The sequence below is a fragment of the Chitinophaga sp. 10T418 genome (genome assembly GCF_056394125.1).
Map to the genome: position 1 here is coordinate 671,848 of NZ_JBFTHG010000004.1, position 25,766 is coordinate 697,613.

23 protein-coding genes are annotated in these 25,766 nt (G+C 44.7%); 9 read left to right on the forward strand and 14 right to left on the reverse strand.

Translation table 11 applies throughout. The features are described from left to right. Positions 1-41: 41 nt before the first annotated feature. From AC1DCV_RS14985 to AC1DCV_RS14995, 3 genes are all read right to left on the reverse strand, one after another. The gene (locus AC1DCV_RS14985; protein WP_477023884.1) at positions 42-1,280 is read right to left on the reverse strand and encodes a M16 family metallopeptidase; all 1,239 of its coding nucleotides are present in this window, start codon (positions 1,278-1,280) and stop codon (positions 42-44) included. Between the two features lie 156 nt (positions 1,281-1,436). After that, complete coding sequence (locus tag AC1DCV_RS14990) at positions 1,437-2,357, reverse strand: aspartyl protease family protein (protein WP_477023885.1); 921 nt, start codon at positions 2,355-2,357, stop codon at positions 1,437-1,439. Between the two features lie 13 nt (positions 2,358-2,370). Next, positions 2,371-3,603, reverse strand: a complete 1,233-nt coding sequence (locus tag AC1DCV_RS14995; protein ID WP_477023886.1) for an aspartyl protease family protein — start codon at positions 3,601-3,603, stop codon at positions 2,371-2,373. Between the two features lie 136 nt (positions 3,604-3,739). Between AC1DCV_RS14995 and mqnC the strand changes: the two genes are divergently transcribed. The 3 genes from mqnC (at position 3,740) to AC1DCV_RS15010 (ending at position 6,352) form a co-directional block, all read left to right on the forward strand. Next, a complete protein-coding gene (mqnC, locus tag AC1DCV_RS15000) occupies positions 3,740-4,864 on the forward strand; it encodes a cyclic dehypoxanthinyl futalosine synthase (RefSeq protein ID WP_477023887.1) in 1,125 nt (374 codons plus the stop codon). A gap of 182 nt (positions 4,865-5,046) precedes the next feature. Next, complete coding sequence (locus AC1DCV_RS15005) at positions 5,047-5,670, forward strand: hypothetical protein (protein ID WP_477023888.1); 624 nt, start codon at positions 5,047-5,049, stop codon at positions 5,668-5,670. A 139-nt stretch (positions 5,671-5,809) separates the two neighbouring features. Further along, the gene (locus AC1DCV_RS15010) at positions 5,810-6,352 is read left to right on the forward strand and encodes a GNAT family N-acetyltransferase (protein WP_477023889.1); all 543 of its coding nucleotides are present in this window, start codon (positions 5,810-5,812) and stop codon (positions 6,350-6,352) included. Here AC1DCV_RS15010 and AC1DCV_RS15015 read toward each other — a convergent pair. Beyond that, a complete protein-coding gene (locus AC1DCV_RS15015; protein WP_477023890.1) occupies positions 6,349-7,803 on the reverse strand; it encodes an amino acid permease in 1,455 nt (484 codons plus the stop codon). The two genes, AC1DCV_RS15010 and AC1DCV_RS15015, sit on opposite strands and share 4 nt — an antisense overlap. A 57-nt stretch (positions 7,804-7,860) precedes the next feature. Then, a complete protein-coding gene (locus tag AC1DCV_RS15020; RefSeq protein ID WP_477023891.1) occupies positions 7,861-8,754 on the reverse strand; it encodes a hydroxypyruvate isomerase family protein in 894 nt (297 codons plus the stop codon). A 215-nt stretch (positions 8,755-8,969) separates the two neighbouring features. Between AC1DCV_RS15020 and AC1DCV_RS15025 the strand changes: the two genes are divergently transcribed. After that, on the forward strand, positions 8,970-9,254 hold the full coding sequence (locus AC1DCV_RS15025) for a hypothetical protein (RefSeq protein ID WP_441578318.1): 285 nt from the start codon (positions 8,970-8,972) through the stop codon (positions 9,252-9,254). Between the two features lie 111 nt (positions 9,255-9,365). On the opposite strand, the gene AC1DCV_RS15030 is transcribed toward AC1DCV_RS15025, so the two are convergent. Then, a complete protein-coding gene (locus AC1DCV_RS15030) occupies positions 9,366-12,254 on the reverse strand; it encodes an outer membrane beta-barrel protein (protein ID WP_477023892.1) in 2,889 nt (962 codons plus the stop codon). Between the two features lie 42 nt (positions 12,255-12,296). Then, positions 12,297-13,106 carry a GLPGLI family protein gene (locus AC1DCV_RS15035; RefSeq protein WP_477023893.1) on the reverse strand — a complete coding sequence of 270 codons (810 nt, stop codon included), beginning with the start codon at positions 13,104-13,106 and terminating at the stop codon, positions 12,297-12,299. Positions 13,107-13,300: 194 nt separating this feature from the next. On the opposite strand from AC1DCV_RS15035, the gene AC1DCV_RS15040 reads away from it, so the two are divergent. Continuing rightward, the gene (locus AC1DCV_RS15040; protein WP_477023894.1) at positions 13,301-14,743 is read left to right on the forward strand and encodes a sensor histidine kinase; all 1,443 of its coding nucleotides are present in this window, start codon (positions 13,301-13,303) and stop codon (positions 14,741-14,743) included. A gap of 21 nt (positions 14,744-14,764) precedes the next feature. Beyond that, positions 14,765-15,451, forward strand: a complete 687-nt coding sequence (locus tag AC1DCV_RS15045) for a response regulator transcription factor (protein ID WP_477023895.1) — start codon at positions 14,765-14,767, stop codon at positions 15,449-15,451. On the opposite strand, the gene AC1DCV_RS15050 is transcribed toward AC1DCV_RS15045, so the two are convergent. Further along, on the reverse strand, positions 15,448-16,290 hold the full coding sequence (locus AC1DCV_RS15050) for a sensor histidine kinase (RefSeq protein WP_477023896.1): 843 nt from the start codon (positions 16,288-16,290) through the stop codon (positions 15,448-15,450). The two genes, AC1DCV_RS15045 and AC1DCV_RS15050, sit on opposite strands and share 4 nt — an antisense overlap. 100 nt (positions 16,291-16,390) lie before the next feature. On the opposite strand from AC1DCV_RS15050, the gene pheS reads away from it, so the two are divergent. From pheS to AC1DCV_RS15065, 3 genes are all read left to right on the forward strand, one after another. Beyond that, positions 16,391-17,419: a phenylalanine--tRNA ligase subunit alpha gene (pheS, locus tag AC1DCV_RS15055; RefSeq protein WP_441578312.1), complete on the forward strand. Its 1,029-nt coding sequence runs from the start codon at positions 16,391-16,393 to the stop codon at positions 17,417-17,419. Between the two features lie 87 nt (positions 17,420-17,506). Continuing rightward, on the forward strand, positions 17,507-18,358 hold the full coding sequence (locus AC1DCV_RS15060) for a 3-hydroxyacyl-CoA dehydrogenase family protein (protein ID WP_477023897.1): 852 nt from the start codon (positions 17,507-17,509) through the stop codon (positions 18,356-18,358). A 45-nt stretch (positions 18,359-18,403) separates the two neighbouring features. Then, positions 18,404-19,390 carry an NAD-dependent epimerase/dehydratase family protein gene (locus tag AC1DCV_RS15065; protein ID WP_477023898.1) on the forward strand — a complete coding sequence of 329 codons (987 nt, stop codon included), beginning with the start codon at positions 18,404-18,406 and terminating at the stop codon, positions 19,388-19,390. Positions 19,391-19,491: 101 nt separating this feature from the next. Here AC1DCV_RS15065 and AC1DCV_RS15070 read toward each other — a convergent pair whose 3' ends face one another. From AC1DCV_RS15070 to ccoG, 6 genes are all read right to left on the reverse strand, one after another. After that, complete coding sequence (locus AC1DCV_RS15070) at positions 19,492-20,163, reverse strand: hypothetical protein (protein ID WP_477023899.1); 672 nt, start codon at positions 20,161-20,163, stop codon at positions 19,492-19,494. A gap of 89 nt (positions 20,164-20,252) precedes the next feature. Beyond that, a complete protein-coding gene (locus AC1DCV_RS15075) occupies positions 20,253-21,200 on the reverse strand; it encodes a UDP-3-O-(3-hydroxymyristoyl)glucosamine N-acyltransferase (protein WP_477023900.1) in 948 nt (315 codons plus the stop codon). A 572-nt stretch (positions 21,201-21,772) separates the two neighbouring features. Continuing rightward, entirely contained in the window at positions 21,773-23,131 is a 1,359-nt protein-coding gene (hemN, locus tag AC1DCV_RS15080; protein WP_477023901.1) for an oxygen-independent coproporphyrinogen III oxidase, read from the reverse strand. A 6-nt stretch (positions 23,132-23,137) separates the two neighbouring features. Beyond that, positions 23,138-23,845, reverse strand: a complete 708-nt coding sequence (locus tag AC1DCV_RS15085) for a sulfite exporter TauE/SafE family protein (RefSeq protein ID WP_477023902.1) — start codon at positions 23,843-23,845, stop codon at positions 23,138-23,140. 17 nt (positions 23,846-23,862) lie between these two features. Then, complete coding sequence (locus AC1DCV_RS15090) at positions 23,863-24,300, reverse strand: FixH family protein (protein WP_477023903.1); 438 nt, start codon at positions 24,298-24,300, stop codon at positions 23,863-23,865. A gap of 36 nt (positions 24,301-24,336) precedes the next feature. Next, positions 24,337-25,722, reverse strand: coding sequence for a cytochrome c oxidase accessory protein CcoG (gene ccoG, locus AC1DCV_RS15095; protein WP_477023904.1), 1,386 nt, complete (start codon positions 25,720-25,722; stop codon positions 24,337-24,339). Positions 25,723-25,766: the final 44 nt, after the last annotated feature.

A 25,766-nucleotide genomic window follows, 5' to 3' on the forward strand; every position in this document is an offset into this window, starting at 1 on the left:
GTCTTATTTAAACTGTAATGGGCTGTAAACAAGCCACAGATTTAGTTTGCAGCGTAATAGTAAATAGTGTTGGAATTCTTTTCATCAAGTAACAGTTTTGCTTCTTCATGTAATTCTGCTGCCGTTACTACTTCGTAATTTTCAAATTCGTGGTTCATCCCTTCGGCATCGCCAAGCAGTTCATAAAAAGCCAGGTTGTTGGCGCGGTTCAGTAAACTCATATCTTCAAAAGCCAGTAAGCTTTCTACGCGGTTTTTTACTTTTTGCAGCTCTCTTTCTGAGATCACTTCGTTTTGTAATTTCTCGAGTTCCTGTTGTATGGCTTTTTCAGCGTCTTTCATCTTTACGCCTTTTACCAGTTTGCCTTCAATGGTGAGTAACCCGGCATCGAGGCTTCCAAAATGATAACACTCAATGTTGCTGAATAGTTTCTTTTCTTTTACCAGTACCTGGTGCAAACGGGAGGAACTTCCTCCGCCCAGAATATCGGAAATCAGATCTGCCGCATAGTAACGCTTGTCGGTGCGGGCATACATATGATAGCATTTGTATAACGCATCCAGTGGCACATTGGCTTTTACTTCCAGTTTATGTGCAGCTGTCTGTGGAGGTTCCACGGGCAGGTTGCGTTGGTATTTTTCTCCGGAAGGAATATCTCCAAACCATTTCTCCGCCAGTGCTTTCACCTGTTCTACGGTAACATTACCGCCAACGGCAAGGATCGCATTGACCGGCCGGTAATACTTAAAGAAAAATGCTTTCACATCTTCCAGTTTAGCATTTTCTATATGAGATAATTCCTTGCCTATGGTCATCCAGCGATAAGGATGGGTGCTGTAGGCCAGCTCGCGCATTTTATGCCATACATCGCCATAGGGCTTGTTGATGTAATGTTCCTTAAACTCTTCTGATACTACTTTGCGTTGTACATCCAGGCTCTTTTCATCAAAGGCCAGGGAGAGCATACGGTCGCTTTCCAGCCAGAAGCCTGTTTCAATATTTTCTGCAGGCAACTGAATATAGTAGTTGGTCAGATCACTGGTAGTATAGGCGTTATTCTCTCCTCCAGCCATTTGCAGGGGCTCATCATAAGAGGGAATATTAATGGAGCCGCCAAACATCAGGTGTTCAAATAAGTGGGCAAACCCCGTTTGTGCAGGGTCTTCATCCCTTGCGCCTACATCATACAGTACATTTATGACCGCCATAGGCGTGGTGTGGTCTTCGTGAACAATTACTCTCAGTCCGTTTGCCAGCGTAAACTTATTATAATGGATCATATCTTTTTATTGGTCAATATGGTAAAAATAGGGAATTACGGGTAGCTTTTGACAGCTTTTAGGGTTTAGCTGTTCGCTTTTAGCAAAAAATTGGGAATGGTATCCTGGGATGGTCCGTTGCATCTGACTGAAAGGTAACGGCTAAACGTTAGCAATTTACTCCAGGTAAAGTTCTTTCCGGTCGTAATTGATGGTAAGCGTAAAGTCCTTCCAGATATCATAACCAATGGAGCCGGCTACTTCGGTAAATACGCCCAGGTCGTCAATATCTTTGCTATAACTGACGGGTACATTTTTAATGCTGTGGCCCCCCATTTCCAGTGAGGGAACCGAACTATTGATATAGTATAATACTTTGACCATATCCTGTACCCTGTCTGTATTAACAGTAGGCAGCAGGGTATTGAGTTTGTTTTTGTCTACATAAGGCCAGTTGAAAAGGATGCCATAATCGCCACCGGTAGTAATGTGGTAGTGGCCGGGTAGCCTGCTGCCATTGGGTAGTTGTATAGAAGCATCTATTACCGGGGTGGTAAAATTAAGTTGAAAATGCAGTAAACGGCCGGTGTTGCCAATAGGGGTTTTCCCTGCTTTGTATAATACCAGTTGTTGTTTGCGGTAATCAATTTTTACAATATAGGTTTTCATCAATGCTACGCCTATGATGCCGTCTACAGCGCCCAGATCATCCAGGTTCTCCAGGTAGGCTTTTACATAAGGAAGGCGTTGTTCCTGCAGATACAATACATTAAGGGTGGTTACTGCTGTTTGCACCATTGCGTTATTGGTGCCACTCATATAGGCTTCTGCGGAACTTTTGAGGCGTAATCTGGCGGCGGTGGTGGTATGTAACACCGTTACTTCTGCTCCGCTGTCAAAAATAAAATGCAGGGTATCCGTACTGCCGGAAATCAGCATAGGAATGATCACATGTTTATCCACCAGTTGGAAAGGGATCACTGCCACCGGCTTTTTATTTTCGTTTGCATCTGCAGATGGTGTGCTTTTACGCTGTGCGTAGGCAGACATCAGGGCATTGCAAGAAAACACGGCTACTATCCATAAAAAACGCCACATGACACAAATAACGTCAAAGTATGCTTTTTATTGGCAACTTTTTGATGAGGAGGTCTTTGTCCCGACTGATCAGGCAAATGGCCCGGGTACCTATATTTTTTAAAATTTCCCTGAATAGCTGCAGGTTTGGGCCGAGGTTATTGTTGATGGCCATAATAATATCGCCTTTCCTGAAGCCCGCTTTTTCTGCCGGTGAGCCTTTGATAATATCAGTTACTTCTACCCTGCCATTGATCAGATAAATGATCAAACCTGTGTAGGAGTAGTCAAACATATCCCGGAAATGCGAGTTGGGCACCATGTATATTTCCTTTTTGCTGTAGTTGAGCGTGATATTAAAACGTCTCAGCAAATCATTGCCTATCATACCTCCCAGAAAAGGGTAGGCGGTAACGTTAGTTTTATCATCGAAGATGTAAGTGGGCACGTTCCGGAAGCTGTAGTTGCCGATGCGGAATTCATTGATGGTGGTGAGAGACATAGCCATCTTACCTCCCAGGCCCTGGGCTTCTGTTTGAATCATTCTTTTGCTACGACGCCTTTTGCCCTGCAGTACACTACTGTCGTTTACAAACTGAGTAGAGAGCAATAAGCACATACCTGCGCCGGTATCAAAATAATAACGGTTGTTGATGGTTCTGAGGCCGGTTTTTAACGGAGCGGATATCAGCGGTATTTGTGTAAGAGAAGGTTTCAGGAGTTGTCCACCTTTTGGGTAAGTATATTTTCCTTTGGAATAGATGAGGATTTCCTCTGTGTCGTAATCTATGGTGACGATATACCTGCTCAGTAAACTGAATCCCATGATACCGTCTACCTGTATACCGTATACCTGGCTGATAAGTTCATAGTCGTTGATATGGAAGTCAAGACTATCTACTGTGAGTCCGGGCAATTTCAGGGAATGATTGCGGGCAAATGATACGGGTTTGGAACTGCCCAATCCTTTGATGATCCGGTCTGAAGGTTCCATTTTGATGCCCAGCCTCATGCAGGTGGCGGTATCGAGGGAAATGCCGGCACTACCTGTATCCAGGATAAATTGCAGGGTATCCGGATAATTACTGACTAATGCCTGGACGACAACTACCCCTCCATAGTATTGTTTGAAGTGGAAACGGGTGATGAGCATGGCTTCGCGAGTACTATCGTTGTAGGACGTGGTATTTCCGGCTTGTGCTCTGGTTGATGTGCCGGCGGTGGCTGCCAGGAGCAGCATAACGTGTAACAGAATTGGTCTAAGCATACTGGGGGATGCAGGGATGTATATGAATCTAAATTTAACATTAAAAAGTGTTCGTATAAAATATATTTATTACGGGCGGTTATTTACCTAAATACTACCTTTGCCTAAGTTTATTCCCGGTTAGAAATATTAGCAAATGGAACTTCAGGATTTATATAAAAAGGCGCAGGATTTCGGATTTCTGACAGCAGCAGAGGGTGTTTATATGTTTGAAAACGCACCGCTGGCGGAACTGATGGAGATAGCCAATGAGTTAAGAAAGCAACAGGTGCCGCATGGTAAGGTAACCTGGCAGATAGACAGAAACGTGAACACCACCAATGTGTGCACCGCCAACTGTAAGTTTTGTAACTTTTACCGTATTCCAGGCCACAAAGAGGCTTATATCACACCCATAGAAGAGTACAAGAAGAAGATTGAGGAAACCCTGAAATATGGCGGTGATCAGCTGCTGTTGCAGGGAGGCCACCATCCGGAGTTGGGCCTCAGCTTCTATGTGAACCTCTTTAAAGAACTGAAGCAGTTATATCCTGAATTAAGATTACATACCCTCGGGCCCCCCGAGGTAGCTCATATCACCAAGCTGGAAAAAAGCACACACATTGAAGTATTGCGTGCTTTGCAGGAAGCTGGTATGGACAGCCTTCCCGGCGCCGGCGCTGAAATACTGAACGATCGCGTACGCCGTTTGATCTCCAAAGGTAAATGCGGTGCACAGGAATGGCTGGATGTAATGCGGGCTGCTCACAAGCTGAATATCGCTTCATCTGCCACCATGATGTTCGGCCACGTAGAAACAGTGTTGGAACGCTTTGAACACCTGGTGGATATCCGGCAGGTACAGAGCGAAAAACCGGAAGGACACTACGGTTTCACCGCCTTTATACCATGGACTTTTCAGGATGTAGATACGTTGCTGGCAAAAATCCGCGGTGTACATAACATGACTACTGCAGAAGAATATATCCGTATGATTGCGATGAGCCGTATCATGTTGCCGAATGTTAAGAACATTCAGGCATCCTGGTTGACGGTTGGTAAGCAGGTAGCGCAACTTTGTTTGCATGCCGGTGCCAACGACTTTGGTTCTATCATGATCGAAGAAAATGTGGTAAGTGCTGCAGGTGCGCCACATCGCTTTACTTACCTGTCTATGCAGGAAGCGATCCGCGAAGCCGGATTTGAACCACAGTTACGCACACAACTCTACAAATTCAGGGAACTCCCTGCTGCCATCGAAGAGCAGGTTATAAATTACTAGAAGCTGTCATTAATTACAAAAGGGCATTCCGGTTTTCGGGATGCCCTTTTTATTGTGTATAAACCACTCATTAGCAAATCGTTAACAAGTGACAAAGAATTGTTAAAACTGTCATGTAGATGTTACAAAATGCTCCCTTCTACGTCTAACAGATACAAACTAATCAAACTAAAGGAGGGAATATGAAAAAGCTGGGTCTTATCATGGCAGGATTTGCAATCATAGCCATGGCAGCCTGTACAAGCACCAAAGTAACGTCTTCCTGGCGTTCTAATGATGCACAGCAGCTGCAGAAGGAAAACAAAATAATGGTGATGGCACTGGTACCTCAGAGAGATCGCACGTTGCGCAGCCAAATGGAAAACTATACAGTAGCGGAACTTAAAAGAAAAGGATATAATGCCGTGTCGGCACTACAGACTTACGGCCCTCAGGAGTTTGGCAAGATGACGGAAAAACAGGTAGTGAAACAATTACAGGGTAGCGATGTAAATCAGGTGATGACCATTGTAATGCTGGATAAAGGCAGAGAAAGAAACTTTGTTCCTAACTATCAGCCTTATGGCTATTATGGATTTTGGCCTTATTACTCTATGTGGTCTTCCAGAATGTATGCGCCCGGATATTATACCTACAACATTAAATATCAGTGGGAAGGTAATCTGTATGATCTGAAGAGTGGACAAATGTTATATTCTGTGCAGTCACAGTCTTTTGATCCGCCAACAACCGAAAGGATGGCCGTTTTATATGCCCAGCAAGTGGTGAAAGATATGGCCAGACAGCAGTTATTGACAAAGCAATAAACAGGAATTAGCATTTAGTATTTAGCCGTTGGTTTTTAGATTGCTCTACAAGCAGACTAAGAACCAACGGCTAAATACTAAATGCTGGTTGGATTTTACGTTAAATCGGTGTAAGTTTAACGCCCCTTTAAATCCAGCTATGTTCGAAATTACTGTAAATGAAAATATATACCTGCGACAACTGCAACTGCAGGATGCCCCACTGGTATATAAACAACTGGATGTGTCGCGGAAAAGTCTGCGTAAGTTTTTACCCTGGGTAGATTATAATACCAACGAAGAACATTCCCTCCGTTTTATACAATTAATGCTCCGCAAGGCAGAAGAACAAGAGGCTGTTGCATTGGGAGTATGGTATCAGCAACAGTTTTGCGGCGTTATTGATTTGCATGGCTGGGATCATCAGTTACAAAAAGCTGAAATAGGCTATTGGATAGGCGAGCCGTTTCAGCGCAAAGGCATTGCTACCGCAGCTTGTAAAGGACTGATCTCTTTTGCTTTTAAAAAACTACACCTGAACAAAATAGAAATCCGCTTCGTGTTACAAAATGAACGGAGCGGGCAAATCCCTATTAAGCTGGGGTTTGCCCGTGAAGGAACGTTACGCCATAGCGCCAAACTGCATGGGCAGTATGTGGATATGGTGGTAATGGGTATTCTGCGGCAGGACTGGAAGTTCTAGCTTTGCAGGGATTTCCGCACCTTACTGTGTTTTTTACCGTAAAACTGATAGATCAGCATTCCTATTGCCATCCATATAATGAGGCGTAGCCAGGTATCCCAGGGCAGAAACGCCATCATTACCGTACAGGTAAGGATGCCCATGATGGGGACAAAAGGAACCCAGGGGGTTTTGAATGCACGCGGTGCATCAGGCATAGAACGGCGCATCATCCATACCCCCGCGCATACTATTACAAAAGCCAGCAGGGTGCCTATGCTGGTCATCTCCCCTACTACCCTTATCGGTACCAGCGCAGCAAATAAACTTACAAACGCGCAAAAGAGGATATTGCTTTTCCAGGGAGTACGATAACGGGGATGTACATCTGAAAATACTTTTGGTAACAATCCATCTTTTGACATGGAATAAAATACCCTTGACTGTCCCCATAAATCCACCAGTATGACGGAAGTATAACCAACGATAATGGCCAGAATAATCATTTGCCCCAGCCATTTAAACGGCGTATGTGCAATGGCGATAGCCACAGGTGCCGCACTGTTTTTAAACTCCTGGTAGGGCGCTAAACCCGTTAGTACGTGCGCAAAAAGAATAAAGAGCACTGTGCATACCGCCAGTGAGCCCAGAATGCCGATAGGCATATTGCGCCGTGGATTTTTGGTTTCCTGTGCAGCCGTACTTACAATATCGAAGCCCAGGTATACAAAGAAAATGACGCCAGCGCCTCTCAGGATGCCGGAAACGCCGTATTCGCCGAAGTTCCCGGTGTTTTTAGGAATATATGGGGTGAGATTGGCCGGCTGTATATATTTCCAGCCCAGAATGATGAAAACGAGCACTACCCCTACTTTCAGGGATACTACCACTGCATTCCACAGCGCAGAGCCCTTGGTGCCGCGTATTAAAATGGCAGACATTAATATCACCACCAGCGCAGCCGGCAGGTTAAAATAGCCGTGTGTAGTTACACCATTGGCCAGGGTAACGGTTTCAAAAGGAGAATGTATAAATTGGGCAGGAACGTATACTTTATACCTGGCCAGGAATTCTACCAGGTAGTTGGACCAGCTGATGGCTACTGTGGCGGCGCCTACGGAAAACTCCAGCACGAGGTCCCAGCCAATAATCCACGCCAGTTGCTCCCCCATAGTGGTATAAGCGTACGTGTACGCACTGCCGGCCACTGGTATCATGGAGGCAAATTCGGCGTAGCAAAGGCCCGCAAAAGCGCAACCTACTCCCGCAACGATAAAGGAAAGTGTAATGGCTGGTCCGGCGTTATTACCGGCTGCAGGCCCTGTCAGGGAAAATAACCCTGCTCCGATAATAACACCCAAACCCAGCATTAGCAGCTGGAAGCCGTTCAGCGTACGTTTCAGCGTATGCTTACTTTCATCGGCCGACTCGTTGAGCAGCCATGATAAAGGCTTTTTGTAATATTGTTTCATTAGTATACCCTACTATTTTAGTGGACTAGTGTGCGAAAGTAGGATATATTTATGAATTTAAGCGATATCGCAAATTCCGATGGCCTGTGTGAGAGAGGCAATCTGATCTTTGTGTGCGGGAATAAACTCCTGCGCCACATGACCTTTGAAACCAGTTTCATAGATCGCCTTCATAATAGCCGGGTAGAACAGTTCCTGGGTTTCATCAATTTCATGACGACCCGGAACGCCACCAGTATGGTAATGTGCTATATATTCATGATGATCACGGATATTGCGGATTACATCTCCCTCCATAATCTGCATATGATAGATATCATATAACAGCTTGAAATTAGGAGAACCCAATGATTTACAGAGTGCTACGCCCCATGCAGTGTGATCGCACTGATAGTCGTGGTGATCTACTTTACTGTTCAGCAGCTCCATTACCAGGGTCACTTTTTTCTTTTCTGCATAGCCAATGATCCGCTGCAATCCTTTGGTACAGTTGTCAATGCCTTCCTGATCGCTCATGCCATTACGGTTACCCGAAAAGCAGATTAAGTTGGAGAAGCCGGCTTTTGCGGTTTCGTCTATATAATGTTTGAAATATTCTTCCAGTTTATCGTGGTGTGCTACGGTATTAAATCCTTTGGTGATGCCCCATTCAGGACCGTTGCTGGCTACCATGGCGGTGATCATGTCATTCTTCTTCAGTATGGAGAAGTCTTTCGGATCTACCAGATCAATAGAATGAATGCCGATATTTTTAGCGGCTTTGCACAAATCATCCAGTGGAATACTATAACACCACGCGCATACGGAGTGGTTAATTTTGCCTTTTAAAGGCTGGTCTACTGCGTTTTCATGTGCAGATACCCGGTTAGTGAGAGATGATAGCGCGGTGGATGCCAAGGCCATGGTGGCTACTTTTTTAATCATATCGCGGCGTGAGTTTTCCTGATGCATAAAAAGGTTTGCTTTAAATGGAGATCAATGTAGTTGAAATTATGCTTACTTACAAGCCCCTGCTCCCTTTTTTGGGATGAAAAAAGACGTGGAAATACGGATTTTATTTTTTGAGTAGAACTATCTGCTGTCCTACTACGTTTATATGTTAAATTGCAGGTAGTATTCACAGTTTGGTAAGTAATTTGTTTAAGTACAGAAAAGCGGAGGTTGATATGGACAAAAAATATACTCCCAGTTTATGGATCTGCATCCTGATGGACGTTTTAGGATGCGCCAGTTATGCGGTACCGGTTTTAGGAGAAGTCAGCGACTTTATTTGGGCCCCCATTTCTGCCATTATTTTCTACCGCATGTTTGGCGGTACACTTGGCACCTTTGGTAGTGTTTTTAACTTCATGGAAGAATTATTTCCCGGAACAGATTTCATCCCCACCTTTACACTTTCCTGGGTGTTGAAACGAGTGCTGGCAGGAAGAAGAAGAACGGTATCTATTTAAATAGCCGAAAGCAAAAAGGCGAAAGCAAAAAGCTATTGAAGCGAAAGACCAAAGCGGATAGTAATTCCTCTCTGACGTTTCGCTTCAATAGCTTTTTGCTTTCGCCTTTGTTTAAAATCCTCTGCCCGGACGGAATCCTCCGCCTCCGCCGCCCCGGCCTCCGGGGAAGCCCATACGGTTACCTCTGTCTCCGCCTTTGGTATTACCTCCAAATTTGTTCAGGAAGTAGGTGAAGCTCACCATAAAATATTGTTGCAGCACATTGCTTTGCGTATCCTGGATATAGTTATCAGCCACCGAACGGGTTACACTGATATACTGTCTCAGTAAATCAAAGCCCTGTACCTTAATCATACCTTGTTTCTTAGGGAATACATACTTTGAAATATTGGCATTCCACATAGTAGAAGTCAGATTATATCCTACAGGTCTGCCGCGGTTTAGGGTGCAGGTGATATCACTGCCTATCATAAAGCCTTTAGGCAGGTTGATGTTAAAGTCGGTGTTGATGTTGTAATCCAGGTAACGGGTATCTTTCTGATTGTCATTTGCTGCCTGCGTATAGTGGACAGCGTTATAGTTGATACTACCGCCCAGTGATACATCCAGCAGCTCCTTATACATATAATTCACATTGGCAGACTGAGATAACTGCAACGTCCCTGTGTAACTGGTGGTATTATTTACCATAATAACATCCCTGCTGTAGCCGATAGTAGTACCAGTATTCAGGTTTTGTCCGGGTGTTTTAGACAATGGAATAGAGTTGTGCACCATACCGCGGACACTAAAAAATCCATTTACGTTAACAGGTTTCACGGTTTGCTTACCAGTCGTATTATCCAATGTGGTGGCGTTGATGATTTTATTCATCGAGTACGATCCGTTCAGGGAGGCAAACATACCACGGAAAGTGATATTGTTAAACTGGTTGAAATTGATGTTCAGGTTATTGTTGAACGATGGTTTAAGGTCCGGATTACCCAGCTGTATGTACAACTGATTGCTGTTGTCCGGCACGGGCGCCAGCTGCTGCACGGTAGGCTGTTGCGTGCTTCCGTTATAGTTGATGCGTAACCGTTTGCTTTTTGAAAACATATAGTTAAAAGAGGCCTGCGGTGCAAAATTAACTGTACGTTGCTGAATGAGTGTGTCTTTCCCTGTGAGGAAAGAATGGGTGGTATTATCCAGGTTGTTGAACAATACATTCAATCCGAAAGAGTAATCGTATTTCAGCTTGTTGGTCCGTATGGATAGCCCGGCCTGCTGGTTCAATGTGCTGTTGGTGAAAACGTTGCTCAGTGAGTCATTCATGAGGGTGTATTCATCTTTTCCTGCATCATAATCATAGGTATACTTGGTACTGGTGCTGTTGTATTTCGTGATACCATAGTTCGCTTCAAGGTAACGGTCTCTCCCTATAGGCTCTGTATATGTGAGGTTGACACTTTCATTGCGACTATCGGTATTGATCTGATTACGCTGGTTAAAAGCATTCACACTATCTTTATCGAAGAAGTAAAAACTGGACTTCACATAGTTTTGCTGATCGTTATTACTGTTGCTGTAATTGAAGTTTGCACTCAGTGACCGGCCTTGTTTTTTAAACCTTTTACGGAATAACAGTGAACCGCCAACGTTGGTATTATTGCCCTGCCCATCGTTTACTGTAACACCTTTGTTGATCGAGTCTTTAGCAGTATTCAGCGACACATTATTGGTAATACTATAGCTGTTCCCGTTAGTAAGGGAATAAGTGGGTGTAAAGATCAGGGAATGTAATGAATCGATCGTATATTCTATACGGGCCGAAATGCGGTTATTGCTGTTATCTGTTTGTGATACGGAATTAGAATTATCGTAGGTGGTATTTGACTTACCGGCTTTGTCTGTGGAGAAAGTTTGTCTTTCCTGTTTTTGTTCTACATCCGTTTTGGTATCATTGAAAAAGTAGCTACCATTTACGATCAGTTTTTTGCTGAAGTCCTGGTTAAAGTTCAAACCGGTGTTCCAGTTCCGGGTGATACCGGAATTGTTACCACCGCCTCCGAAGCTTTGTGCCATGCCACGCATGCCTCCGCCTCCACCACCGCGGCCACCACCTCTTCCTCCGCCGGCGGAACTGAAGCTCATCTGATCCTGCTGTGTATAACCCATGTTGTTCACATTGTTACCGCCGCCTAACAGTGACATCTGTTGATTTTCACGGAAGCGGTTTAAGCTAAGGGAAATACCATAGCGGTCATCTGTTCCATACCCTGCTGTGGCGCGGCCAAACATCCCTTTTTTCTTATCTTTTTTGATGGTGATATTGATTGTTTTTTCTGTTTGTCCATCATCGATCCCGGTAAATTGTGCCTGATCAGATTTTTTATCTATCAGCTGTACTTTATCAATGATGTTTGCAGGAAGGTTTTTGGTGGCCAGTTTCGGGTCATTGCCGAAAAAGGGTTTACCATCTACCAATACTTTTGTAACGGTTTCACCTTGTGCGGTGATCGCGCCATCTTTATCCACTGTAACGCCGGGTAATTTTTTTAGGAGGTCTTCAACTACCGCATTCTCGCGGGTTTTAAAGGCATCTGCATTAAATTCAAGGGTATCTTTTTTCACTACAATCGGTGGTTTTTCGTCCACGATTTCAACGGTGTTAAGATTTACGCCTTTATGCCCCATCGCAATGTTGCCGAGGGAAATATCTCTGTGGTCGGGAGTTATCAGTACTTGTTTGTTGAGCGGTTTGTAGCCCAGGAAGCTTACATAGAGGCGGTAGGCGCCATCTGCCACACTGGTCAGTTCAAAATTGCCTTTGGTATCTGTCATGGTCGTGCTGGCAACGCTGGAGTCTTTTGCATTTAGCAGCACTACTGTGGCAGCCGGCATCGCCTCCCTGCTGCTGGAGTCAGTCAATTGGCCTTTAATCTTTCCTTGTTGCGACTGGGCCTGGGCATATGATATGCCCAAACCCAGTATCAGCAAGAGTTGTATAAGTTTCTTCATAAATGAAATTAACAGGAAAGGGGAAAGTTAGGATGAAATTCACTATTGTTGTTGCCGCTTACGTAATTTATCCATTTCCTGTTTCCTGATTTCTTTCATTTGATCCTGCGTTATTTTTTCAGCGCCTGCAGGGAGGCTCAGATCTGCATCTGTTATGGCTTTCAGGGTTACATTTTTTGCAACGAAAGAACGGTTACTGCCTTCTGCTGACAGTACTACTGCATTGTTTTCAGGTAATAAGCCATTGAGAGGAGAAAAGCTGAACGGTAGTTCTGTGGTATACCAAACAGTATAAGTGTCGTCTTTCAGCTGTATGGTGGCCTTTTTGCAGTTGTATCCGGCTATTTTTTTAGTCTTGTCAGATGGCTTGGTATTAGCGGTAATGATGAAATCCTCTTCTGTGTAATAAGTTTTCTTATCATCGCCAAAGGTGCTGAATACCTGTTCGTATTTTTTGTTGGCCAGATCTACGTACTGGGCGTTGTTACCACGACCCATGCCGCCACCGATGCCGGGTCTGCGTCCGTTGCGGTTGCTGGTATCGCCTTGTGGACGCTGTCTTCTGCCTGCACTGGTGTCGCCATCGGCGCGTTGTCTTCTGCCGCCACCAAAGTCAGGACGTTCTATGGTGATTTTACCAATGTTGTTACTGAAAGTAAAGGTTTGTTTGAAAGTGATGACATCCGGGATAGGCGGTGCATCATCGCCACCGCGCTGGAAACCGCGCATGCGCTCTGGATCTGTTTTCGCAGTGACTTCATATTCAATAGTACCTGATTGCTGTGCAAATACCGGGCTGGTAGCAGAGAGCAGCGTGGCTGCCGCGAAGAATAAACGGGTAGTTCGGTTCATACCTGGTTGTTTTTGTTATCACAAAAATGCTCCTTCGCTTTCATTTTTTGGGTTAAAAAGCTTTATTTACTGTTATTTACTGTTAAGGCCTATCTGTAAGCGTTAATCTTCCTTATTTACTGTTAATTACTGTTAAGAGATTAGCCTGTATTAAGCCGGGAATGGATAGTTTTGTAAGGATCTTAAAATGCTTCATGAGACAAAGAATCAGAAATATCCTCATCCTCATGTCTGTCTGTATCCTGGGTATATTTCTATTMCAGGGCTACTGGCTGTACAATTCTTACAAGCTGAGAGAGGAACAATTCAGCAAAGAAATTAATGAATCGCTTCGTATGGCGGTTTTTAATAAACAGTTTTCTGATGTACGCCGCTATATCAAATATTTCGGGAAGGATAAAGATTCATTGAACCGGCCTATGAGAGGGCTCGCTGATCAGCTGGAAGAAATTGGTATGCCTAAAGGGAAACGATTCAGGGGCCAAAGAGACTTTGACCGCTATCCTGGTCCACCTCCACCAGAAACCCTTCATAGTGATTCCCCCTCAAAAGTTTATGTGGATACTTTAGCCAGACAGATCTCTGAAATACTCATTACCAATAACTTACATAATGATAGCACTAACCTTGTAAAGCTGGATTCCGTTTTTAAGGTAGAACTGGCGAACCGGCAAATTGCCACGCCATATGAAATGGATACTTTTCATCTTAACTATAGCGGCTTTGAAAGAGAAAGTTTCAGAGACAGTATCCGCCGCCGTGAGCCCCGGCAAACGGCCAAGATCCCCTTTAACCCTGCCAGCAGTCTTTTTGTACAGGCCAGCTTTGATTCTCCCCTGCAGTTTATTCTGCAGAAAATGATCTGGACCCTGCTGAGTTCATTGGTGCTACTGGTGCTGACCACCCTTTGTTTTGTTTATATGCTGAGAACAATCCTGAAACAAAAAAGGTTGTCAGAGGTAAAGAATGATTTTATCAACAACATGACACATGAGCTGAAAACGCCTATTGCCACTGTGTCTGCTGCGGTAGAAGCATTACAGAATTTCAATGCGCTCAACGATCAGCGCAAAACACAAACCTATCTCGACATCTCTAAGAATGAATTACAGCGCTTATCCGACCTGGTAGAAAAGGTACTGCACATTGCTGCCGAAGAAAAAGAAGATATTGAGTTGTTCCGCGAAGAAACAGACCTGAATGAAGTCATCGATAATATACTGTCCAATCATCAGCTAAAAGCAGGAAAACAGCTGCAGCTGCGCTACGACAATAACCTGGCCGGTAAAATGGTGTATGTGGATAAAACACATTTATCCAATGCTATCAATAACCTGGTAGATAATGCGATCAAATATTCCGGCGAAGTGGTACAGTTATATATACAAACCAGCCTGGAAAATGGTATCTTAAAGATCCGTGTGAAAGATAACGGTATTGGTATCCCGAAGGTGTACCATGGAAGTATCTTTGATAAGTTTTTCCGGGTCCCTACAGGTAATCTGCATAATGTGAAAGGCTTTGGTTTGGGTTTGAGTTATGTGCAAAAGATTGTGGAAATGCATGGAGGTACTATACATGTGCAAAGTGAGCCGGATAAAGGCAGCGAATTTACTATTATCATCCCTTCAGCATAGCAACAATAAATAAAAGACGTTATGGCAAAAGTATTATTAATAGAAGATGAAGTACAGCTCGGACAGATTGTAAAAGACAGTCTTGAAATGCGGGGGTTTGAAATGTTGTATGCGGCCGATGGCAAGGAAGGTTTACGTTTATACCAGCAGGAGCACCCGGATGTGGTAGTACTGGATATTATGATGCCTAATATGGACGGGTTTACTGTTACGGCAGAAATCCGTAAGCAGGATAAATTTACGCCGATCATCTTCCTGACGGCCAAATCGCAGACAGCAGATGTGGTGAAGGGTTTTGAACTGGGAGGGAATGACTATCTGAAGAAGCCTTTCAGTATGGATGAACTGATTGTACGCATTACCGCTTTACTGAAACGTTTCGGCGACAATCCCGGCACCCGTGAAATGGAAGAAGGAGCCGTATCTATTGGGCAGTATGTGTTTAATTATACCAAGCAAACCCTTGCCCGCAATAATACCATTGATTTCCTGTCTCACCGCGAGGCGGCTATTTTACAGCGGTTATACAACAACAAAAATGAGGTAATGGAGCGGAAGTCGGTATTGTTGGATTTATGGGGAGATGATAATTTTTTTAATGCCCGTAGCATGGACGTTTTTATCACAAAGCTCCGCCGGTACCTGAAGGATGATTCCAGGGTACAGATTGTGAATATCCGCGGAGTGGGTTATAAATTGATTTTTTAGCGGGCGGTACTCATATTGGGGTCTACTTCAAAAGTGATGTATACACGGGTACCCTGTACGGTGTTCTCTTCTCCCGCGAGATCAGTAATTTCAATATTAAACCGGGTATGATACGTGGAACTATAAAGGGAGGCTCTCTCCATGCATATTTCCATGCCCCGGGAGTGATGGTTATTCGTCTTCAGACCATCATGATGATATTGCAGGGCTTGTACGCGGCCTATGCCGTTGTCGGTTACTTCACAGGCGTAAAGATTAGTTTGTAGCTGCATCCAGCGAATATGTAGTTGCCGGTCTTTTTCCTTATGCATCAGCCCATGCCAGATGGCATTTTCTACAAAGGGTTGTACCAGCATACAGGGTACAGGTAATGCAGAAGGAGAGATTTGGGGATCGGTGGTGAGCGTATATTCAAATCCGTTATTGGTGCGTAGCTGTTCCAGTTTCAGGTATAGTTCCAGCATATCAGATTCTTCCTGCAAAGAGATAAAATTTTTATCTGCCAGCATTAATACTTTCCTCAGCAACATGGCAAATCCGGAAATATATTCCTGGGCCAGGGCTGTTTCTCCGGTCATAAGGGCGGTATAAATACCATTCAGGCAATTGAACAGGAAATGCGGATTTACCTGCGACTTCAGGGTGAGGAGCTTTAGTTCCGACAATTGTTTACGGAGTAGCAGGAGTTCCTTTTCCTGTTGGTTGGTATGGCGGACCATGGCGACTTCACTGCCTTTGAGGACAAGGTAACGGGATCTGTAATGGAGGAAAAGGAGTAAGAAAACGATAGATACAGCCGTAACAAGTGACAGCAGTGTTGTGTGTATAGTTGTAGGCATACCCCTTCAGATTTGCTAATGAAAATATACGTCATTTCCGGGAAATAAGCTATGGGTTTATGCCGGTAGATTTACTTCTAATCGCTTATCTTTGTTGTTTATGGAACAGTTAGTACAGCAAATAGCAGCCTACAAAGAAGAAATAGCGGCTTTTACGCCTGCCGGCGCAGCGGATCTGGAACAGTACCGCATAAAATTCCTGGGTACAAAAGGTATCGTGAAAGCTCTTTTCGGGGAGATGAAGCAGGTACCAAATGACCGTAAGAAAGAATTTGGGCAGATATTAAACGAATTTAAACAACTCGCGGAGTCCCGTTATGAGCAGTTCAGTGATCTGAAAGATGCTTCCGGCGCAGATACCGGCGATATTGATTATACTTTGCCGGCGGCGCCACACCGGCTGGGCACCCGTCATCCTATCAGTCTGGTGCGGAATAAAATTATCCGCATATTTGAGCGTCTGGGCTTCAGCATTGCCGAAGGTCCTGAAATTGAAGATGACTGGCACAACTTTACTGCATTGAATTTACCGGAAAACCACCCGGCCCGCGATATGCAGGATACCTTTTTTATCAGCAAAAATCCCGACTGGTTGCTGCGTACCCAAACTTCCTCCGCCCAGGTGAGGGTGATGGAAGCAGGGAAGCTGCCGATCCGCATTATCAGCCCGGGAAGAGTATACCGTAATGAAACCATTTCAGCCCGTGCACACTGCTTCTTCCACCAGGTAGAGGGATTGTATATAGACGAAAATGTTTCTTTCGCGGATCTTAAACAAACGCTTTACCACTTCGTGAAAGAGATGTTTGGTGAAAATACGGGCATTCGTTTCCGCCCCTCCTATTTCCCTTTCACTGAGCCCAGCGCCGAAATGGACATCGTATGTTTCATTTGTGGGGGTACTGGTTGCCCCGTATGTAAACAAACCGGCTGGGTAGAAATACTGGGTTGTGGAATGGTACATCCGAAAGTGTTAGCTAATTGCGGCATTGATCCGGAAAAATATACCGGCTTCGCCTTTGGTATGGGAATAGAACGTATTACCATGCTGAAATATCAGATTAAAGATTTACGCCTGTTTTCCGAGAACGATACCCGTTTCCTGGAACAGTTTGAAGGTGCTATATAGCGGTTACATTATTTAGTTATTTATATAAATGCAGCGGAGTTCTTCGCTGCATTTATATAAATAACCCACCTGAAAAATCCTCAAATAGTGATTCAATCTATTGCCGTATGCGGCGCAGGTACCATGGGTGCCGGAATAGCACAGATAGCAGCCTATAGCGGATTTAATACGTTGTTGTTCGATATACAACAGGAAGGTCTGGATAAGGCGAAAGCACAAATTGAGAAGAGTTTAACGGTAGCGGTAGAAAAGGGTAAACTGGCTGCTGAAGAAAAAGAGCTTATCCTGCAGCGCATCCGTTTTACCGCCGAAATTGAAGATTGTATAGCCGATGTGATTATTGAAGCTATAGTAGAAAAAATTGCCGCCAAAACAGCCCTGTTTAATCAACTGGCGGCTATCAACGCTCCGGATACCATCCTTGCTACCAATACTTCTTCCCTTTCTGTTTCTGAAATAGCGGCGGCAGTAGTAGGTCATTCTTCCAGAGTGGTGGGAATGCATTTTTTTAATCCTGCACACCTGATGAAGCTCGTGGAAGTGGTGAGTGGTAAAGATACTGCTCCCGAAGTGGCAGACACTGTGTATGCACTGGCGCAGAAGATGGGTAAGGTGCCGGTCAGGGTGAAGGACTCCCCGGGATTTATTGTCAACAGGGTGGCCAGGCACTATTACCTGGAGGCCATGCATGTGGCAGCACAAGGACAGGCCGACTTCAGTACCATTGATCAGCTGCTGGAAAGCGCCGGTTTTAAAATGGGGCCTTTTGCCTTAATGGACCTGATAGGTAATGATGTGAATCTGGCAGTAACACAGTCGCTATACGATGCATTTGCCCAGGCTCCCCGTTTTAAACCGAATGCACTACAGGAGCAAAGGGTAAAAGATGGTAAGCTGGGACGCAAAACGGGATTGGGTTTTTACAGGTACGAACAATAGTTTTAGTTATTTTTGGTCCTCTTATAGTTTTAGAATTTAGTCTTCATGATTTTAGTCACCGGCGGTACAGGTTTTTTGGGTAGTCATTTAATTCGGGCATTAGTTGCTACAGGGAAACCTGTAAGGGCATTGTACCGTCAACAACCTTCTCCCCGGTTGCAGGATATTTCAGATAAGATAGAATGGGTACCTGGCGACATCCTGGATATATTCACCCTGGAAGATGCGCTGGCAGGTGTAACTCATGTATATCACTGTGCCGCGATGGTTTCTTTTCAGGCGGCCGACAAAGATCGTCTCCTGAAGATTAACGTAGAAGGAACGGCTAATGTGGTGAATATGGCATTGGATGCTGGTGTTAAAAAGCTGTTGTATGTAAGCTCGGTAGCTGCCATTGGCAGGGCTAGGGATAATGCCGCAGTGAATGAGGAATGTGAGTGGCAGGACAGCAAAAACAACTCTCGCTACAGCATCAGTAAGTTCCAGGGCGAAATGGAAGTGTGGAGGGGGATTGCTGAAGGACTGGACGCCGTGATTGTAAATCCATCTATTATTTTAGGCGCCGGTTTCTGGGATGATGGATCCGGGGCATTGTTAAAAAATGCCTGGAAGGAATTCCCCTATTATACGGAGGGTGTAAATGGTTTTGTAGATGTGGAAGATGTGGTGAAGGCTATGATACAGCTGATGGACAGTGATATCAATGCAGAACGGTTCATTCTGTCTGCCGACAACTGGGGGTATCAGCGTCTTTTTACTACTATGGCACATGCCCTGGGTAAGAAGCCGCCGCATATCGCTGCAAAGCCCTGGATGGCGGAAGTAGTGTGGCGTTTGGAAAAAGTGAAAGGGATGGTGACGGGAAAGCATCCACTGGTAACAAAAGAAACTGCCCGTACCGCACAAATGAAAGTTAATTACGAAAACACGAAGGTGTTGAATGCGTTGCCGGGTTTTCAGTTCCGGTCATTGGAAGATACCATTAAACAAATTGCAGCTGCTTTCCTGCAGGAGCGTTCCGGAAAGCAATAAAAGCGCAATGGCGGCATCTTTTGCCGTTGGCCGGGAGAGTGGTATCGCCTTATTCCCGGATGCCTCAAACGGGTGTTATTTTAAATCAGTACGTATCTCCACTAGAACAAAAACGCCGCGATAGCCGCCGACAGCGTTTTAGCAATTTCAGGATCTGCTTCCCTGCTTACCCACACTCTTGGTTTGTCGCCGGGTATTACAGCCGCCACTGGTTGTCCGCGATATTGGAATTCATAGCATATGTTTTCATAAGAATTCACCTTGCCATAGCGGTTATGTGCCGTGATGCGTATATCTGTATCCGTAGATCTCAGGACGCCTACCGGTTTGTTTTCGTTCAGTTCCAGGTAATGGGGGGCTTTAACGATCATTTCCCAGCGCTTTAGCGGCTCATTTTTGGTGCCGTTGATCAGGGTGTAGCGAAGGTCGGTGCCAGCAGCCAAACCACTTAAATAAGACGGTAAATCACGGTTGGTAAAGGCGACGGCGGAAGTGTTCATGGTCTGTACCAACAGGTGTTCGCTATTGCCGTTCAGATAAAAATTAAAGGCGTTTTTAGGGTCTTTAATGAAGGTGGCCTCCGCTACTCCATTTTTGCGGGAAGTAGTGGAATAAAGGCCAAAAGAGATGGTTTTAGCGGTAAGCCAGCCATCTTTCACCTTGGTTGCCCATTCCTGGTCGTTGCTATAGAGAGAACTGGTGGTATTTGTCTTTTTGGTGGTGCTGCAGCTCCAGAGGAGCAGGGGGATTAAAGCGGCAAATAATAGCTTCATGAAGCGGGTGGGTTTTGAATGTGGTAGCACGGGTTAAAGCGGATTGTTTATCTGCTTTGCGGCAAATAAACAATCCGTTGTTGAAAAGCCTATTTGAGATCTTTTACTTTTTCCCATATCTCAGGAATGCGTTTGATCCAGCTGATTTCTTTCTTTCTTTCGCGGGCATCAGTTACCGGGCTGCCAAAGTATATTTTACCACCTTCGAGGTCACCAGGTACTCCGCTTTGTGCAAGTACAACGGCGCCTTTTCCGATAGTGAGATCTTTGTTCACACCTACCTGTCCCCACAGGATTACATTGTCTTCAATATGGGCTTTACCAGCGATACCTACCTGTGCAGCAATGAGGCAGTTCCTGCCGATTACAGTACCATGACCTACGTGGATCATGTTATCCAGTTTGGTGCCACGACCAATGATCGTGTCGCCACTTACGCCTTTGTCGATGGTACAGCCGGCGCCAAGTTCCACATCGTCTTCTAAGATCACCCTGCCGCAGCTTACCATCTTATCATACATGACTTCCCGTTCCGCTCTTTTCTTGAAGTAAAAAGCATCTGCACCGAGTACGGTACCTGCATGAATCACTACGTTATCTCCTATTACACAGTGATCGTAAATAGTTACGTTAGGATGAATCAGACAGTTACGTCCAATACGCACATGATTGCCAATGAATACGTTGGGTTGAATTACAGTGCCTTCTCCAATGACAGCGCTATCGCTGATGGCTTTGGTTGCCGGTTCAAATGGTCTGAATCTTTTTACCAGTTTTACGTAGGCACTGAAAGGGTCATCAAGTACCAAAATTGCCTTGCCTTCCGGACAATCTACCTTTTTGTTAATGATGATAATTGTTGCTGCCGAATGCAGACTGGCGTTATAGTATTTCTCAAAGTCAACAAAGGAAATATCTCCTGGTGTTACCTTATGAATTTCATTGATGCCAGTGGCCATCAATTGACTGTTGCCAATCAGCTCTGCGCCTATGTATGCTGCTATTTCAGTTACTGCAACAGGTGCTTCGAACTTCATATACTCTGAATTATTAAAGAATGTTAAAGAGTAACAAAGGTAGTGAATCAACGATTGCAATAATCAAAATATGGGGAGATGATGACGATGTTCGGAAAGTTTCAATCTGCTGTTATCCACAATTATTTTAGTGGTGTGAATAAATTTTTTTGTAAAATTTTTCTTTTGTGATGAAATTCTTTTTAATATTGTGTAGGGAATTTTGTTTCCCTGTACTTACTAACCCATTCACATAACAAGAAAGTCTGATTGTTAAAACGGTCAGACTTTTTTTATTGCCTCTGAAACCCGCACGAATAAAGCGTTACAGCTGATCGCTATTTTATCTTACTAAAAAACATACCTACTGCTCAATTACTTTTTTACCTTTTTTAAGCGAGTCCGGTGAAAACCGACCAACCCTCATTTTTTATGTTTTTTGGGAATTTTACCCTGGAACGGCGATTTTTTATCCTTTTCAACCCAACTTTTTTATGTTTTTTATGATTCACCCGAAGCGTGAAAAATTAAACGAATCCTTATCACTGATTTTTGGTTCTCCTGTGAATCATAAAAAACATAAACAACCTGGTTTAGATGGACTTGCTAAACAATTGTGAATGTGGTACTTGTCGCCACAGACGTGCATCAAAAGCCATGCAGATGTTGCGTATAAACGGCTTGCCTTTAGCTGTCACCACCACCTTTTGAGGAGATACCTGTACCAGTTCATCCTTCTCCAGCTCCTGTAGTCTTTGCAACCCATCTATCACAGCATCGCATTGTGTGTCTGCCTTATGCCAGGTAGTTTCAAAGTGACACATCAGGTCGTGAATATGTTTTCTCAACAGCAGGTCTTCTTCATTGAGCAGGTGGCCACGTACCACCGGAAATTCTCCTTTGTTGACCAGCTCCTGCCAGGCATCAATCTTTTTCTCATTCTGTACATACGCGTACCAGTTATCACCAATGGAAGACGCGCCCAAACCCACCAGCAGGGAGGTGTGAGAAACCGTATAGCCCATGAAGTTGCGGTGTAACCTCCCCTGTTTAAAAGCAGTATCTAACGCTTCTCCCGGCAGCGCAAAATGGTCCATCCCGATCTCTGTATATCCATTGCTGTCGAGAAGCAACTTGCCCAGTTCATACAGCTGTCTCTTTTCTTCATCTCCCGGTAAATCTTCTTCTGTATATCTGCGCTGACCAGTACCTTTTATCCAGGGAACATGTGCATAACTGTAAAAAGAGATCCGGTCAGGGTGTAATCTAACCACCTTGTCGATGGTGTTTTGCATACTGTTGGTCGTTTGCAACGGCAGCCCGTAAATCAGGTCGAAGTTGATGGAAGTAAAACCAATCTTCCTGGCGTTCTCTACTACAGAAGCTACCATCTCAAAAGGTTGCAGGCGGTTAATAATTTCCTGTACCCGTCTGTCGAAATCCTGTATCCCCAGACTAATCCTGCGGAAGCCCAGGTTGTATAGTGTTTGCAGATGCTCTGGTGTGGTATTGCCCGGATGACCTTCAAAACTGAGGGAGGCATCAGGAAGTACTTCCGCAAGACTGTAAATACCTTTCAACAAGGTGGTTAAATTTTCTGCACTGAAGAAAGTAGGGGTGCCTCCTCCCAGGTGTAGTTCGCGGATACGCGGCTTGCTGCCAAACATATCTGCATATAGTTGCCACTCTTTCAGCAAAGCAGCTATATACGGCACCTCTACGCCGTGATTAACGGTGATATATTTATTGCAACCACAGTAGGTACACATGCTTTCGCAAAACGGAAGATGAATGTAAATGCTGATGCCCTCCTTACCGTTGGACTCCAGAAAGGATTTCTTCAGCAACGCTTTCCATCTGTCCGGATTAAAACTGTTTTCTTCCCAATATGGTACGGTAGGGTAACTGGTATACCGCGGCGCGGCGACATTATATTTACTGATGAGGCTCATGATATCCTATGATTTATGACAACAATTTTCGACGACATGTTCACTATGTGGTACCAGTGTAGGACTGATATAAGGGATGCCCAGGTTCAGGCCCCGGAGGATCAGCAATATCCCCATTACGCTCACTACAACCGGTATCATGCTCCGCATTTTATTTCGGACAGTAAGACTGATCAGATGACTGAACCAGGTAACTCCTGCCATAGCTGGTAGTGTGCCTGCGCCAAAGGCAGCCATGAACAACATTCCTTTCAGCACATCGCCAGTAGCAATAGCGCCGGCAATTCCCAGGTATACAAGTCCGCATGGCAGGAGTCCGTTCAAAAAGCCAATAGCATACAGTGTGCTAAAGCGTTGTTGTTGCAGCAACCTGCCCAGCAGGGATTTTATTTTTGTAGTAAATGCGTTAGGGAGATGTCCGCCTTTTGTCCAGCGGATACCAGTGTATTTTAGTGTAGCCACCAGCAACAACAAACAGCCGGTAATGATAGATAACCATTGCTGCAGCCCGCCCAGGTACAACTGTTTTCCTAGCCAACCAAAGACGAGTCCTAATATGGAATAAGCACTGATACGACCGGCATTATACAGTAGTATACCTGCCATCTTTTTGCTGCCGGTAAGATGTTGCACCGGTAACGTTAAGGCAATAGGACCACACATACCAATGCAGTGAAAGCTACCCACAAAACCCAGCATAAAGGAGGCGATCATAGTATCCGTTTTATTGGTTAGTTAATATTGATAGGTTGTTCCTGGTAAAATGGCCGGTCATTCATCATCCATTGCACCTTGAAACGATACAGCCCTTTGATGAATAACTGTCTGTTTATCAATTGATGTCCGGCATCGTCAGGCTGTAATGGCAGCTGTATATCTTTCCCTGAATCGGAAGGCCGGTAGAAGGTAACTTTGCCTGTAATCGCTTTGCCCTGCAGCTCATGTGGGAACGTAAGCAGGATACCTTCTGCCGCTTGTGCAACGTTGACAGGGGCAGAAAGACCCGATGCATTTTGCTTACCGTCTATTACCTGCTGATATTTTAGTTCTTCACCATAATAATCCGGCGTCACCATATCTATTTTGGTACGCATACTTTTGGTGACCAGTGTTAAAATGCCGGCAGCAAACACTACAAATACAATAATGATCTTGTGTCCCCAGTTCATAATAATCAGTTTAAAGAATGTTATGTCGATACCTGCTTACTGCACCGGGCCTAAAAAGGTGGTACGTAACCTGGTAATTTTTTCATGATGCTCATAAAGCCCTATGTATAGTGTGGACTTGCGCTGATGCACCATCGTCTTTGGCAGTACAATAAAAAACGTACCTTCTCCCTGTCCTTCAGCTTTTACATGGATCACGGCATTACCAATCATCGACACCTCTCCGTTCTCGTCTTCCAGCTTCAGCTCAAGGGGAATATCTTTACTGGTTTTGTTCACCAGCTTAATGCGGTAGAGGTTAGATATACTATCTACTCCCCGCTCCTGGTATAACATTCCTGCGGTGCGCATGATAGTACCGCTCACCGGTTTACGGCTGCCGAGCATAAAGCTGATGACTAGCAGCAGCAATGTCAGCACTGTAGTATATACTTTTAACCTGGTGGTAAAACGCAGCTTTTGTTGTTGTGCAATCCCGTTTTCAGAAGCATAGCGTATCAGTCCTTTCGGCCGGCCGGTTTGTTCCATCATGAAATCACAGGCATCTATGCAGGCGGTACAGTTTACACACTCCAGCTGTGTTCCATTCCGGATATCTATACCCGTAGGGCATACCTTTACGCACTGCATACAGTCGATGCAGTCGCCATGCGCCCTGGAATCGTCTTTACGGAACTTACCACGGGGTTCTCCCCTTTTGTAGTCGTATGCAACCAGGATGGAGTTTTTATCAAGCAATACCCCCTGCAAACGACCGTAAGGACAAACAATCGTGCAGATCTGTTCCCGCATAAAGGCAAATACACCGTAGAATACTCCGGAAAACACCAGTATAGCAATAAAGCCACCGGTATGAGCCGAGAGAGGTTCCGTAATGATATGGCCCAATGCTTTGGCGCCAATGATATAAGCCAGGAATATATTGGCGATAAGAAACGACAGCGCGTAAAAAGCCAGTTGCTTCCCTGTTTTGCGGATTATTTTGTTAGTGTTCCAGGGTGATCGCTGCAATATTTTCTGAGCTGCGGCATCTCCTTCTATCCAGTATTCCAGCCGGCGGAAGAGCATTTCCATGAAAATGGTTTGTGGACACATCCATCCGCAGAAGAGCCTACCGAAAGCCATGGTGAATACTACGATGAAGAGAATGAATGACAGCATCGCCAGTCCGAAAATGAAAAAATCCTGTGGCCAGAAGATAGCGCCAAAAAGTATAAATTTCCCCTCTATCACATTCAGCAGCAATAAGGGCCTGCCATTTATAGAAATAAACGGCAGGCTGAAAAAAACACTAAAATAAAAGAGGCTCACCCAACTGCGGATATTATACCAGCGCCCATTGGGCTGCTTCGCGAAAATCCAGTTGCGCTTGCCTTGCTTATCAACGGTGGCTATCGTATCTCTGAATGTGCTGTCGGTCATGATGTATTCTGTTTATCCCTGCTTGTCAATGATGCTGTTGTATC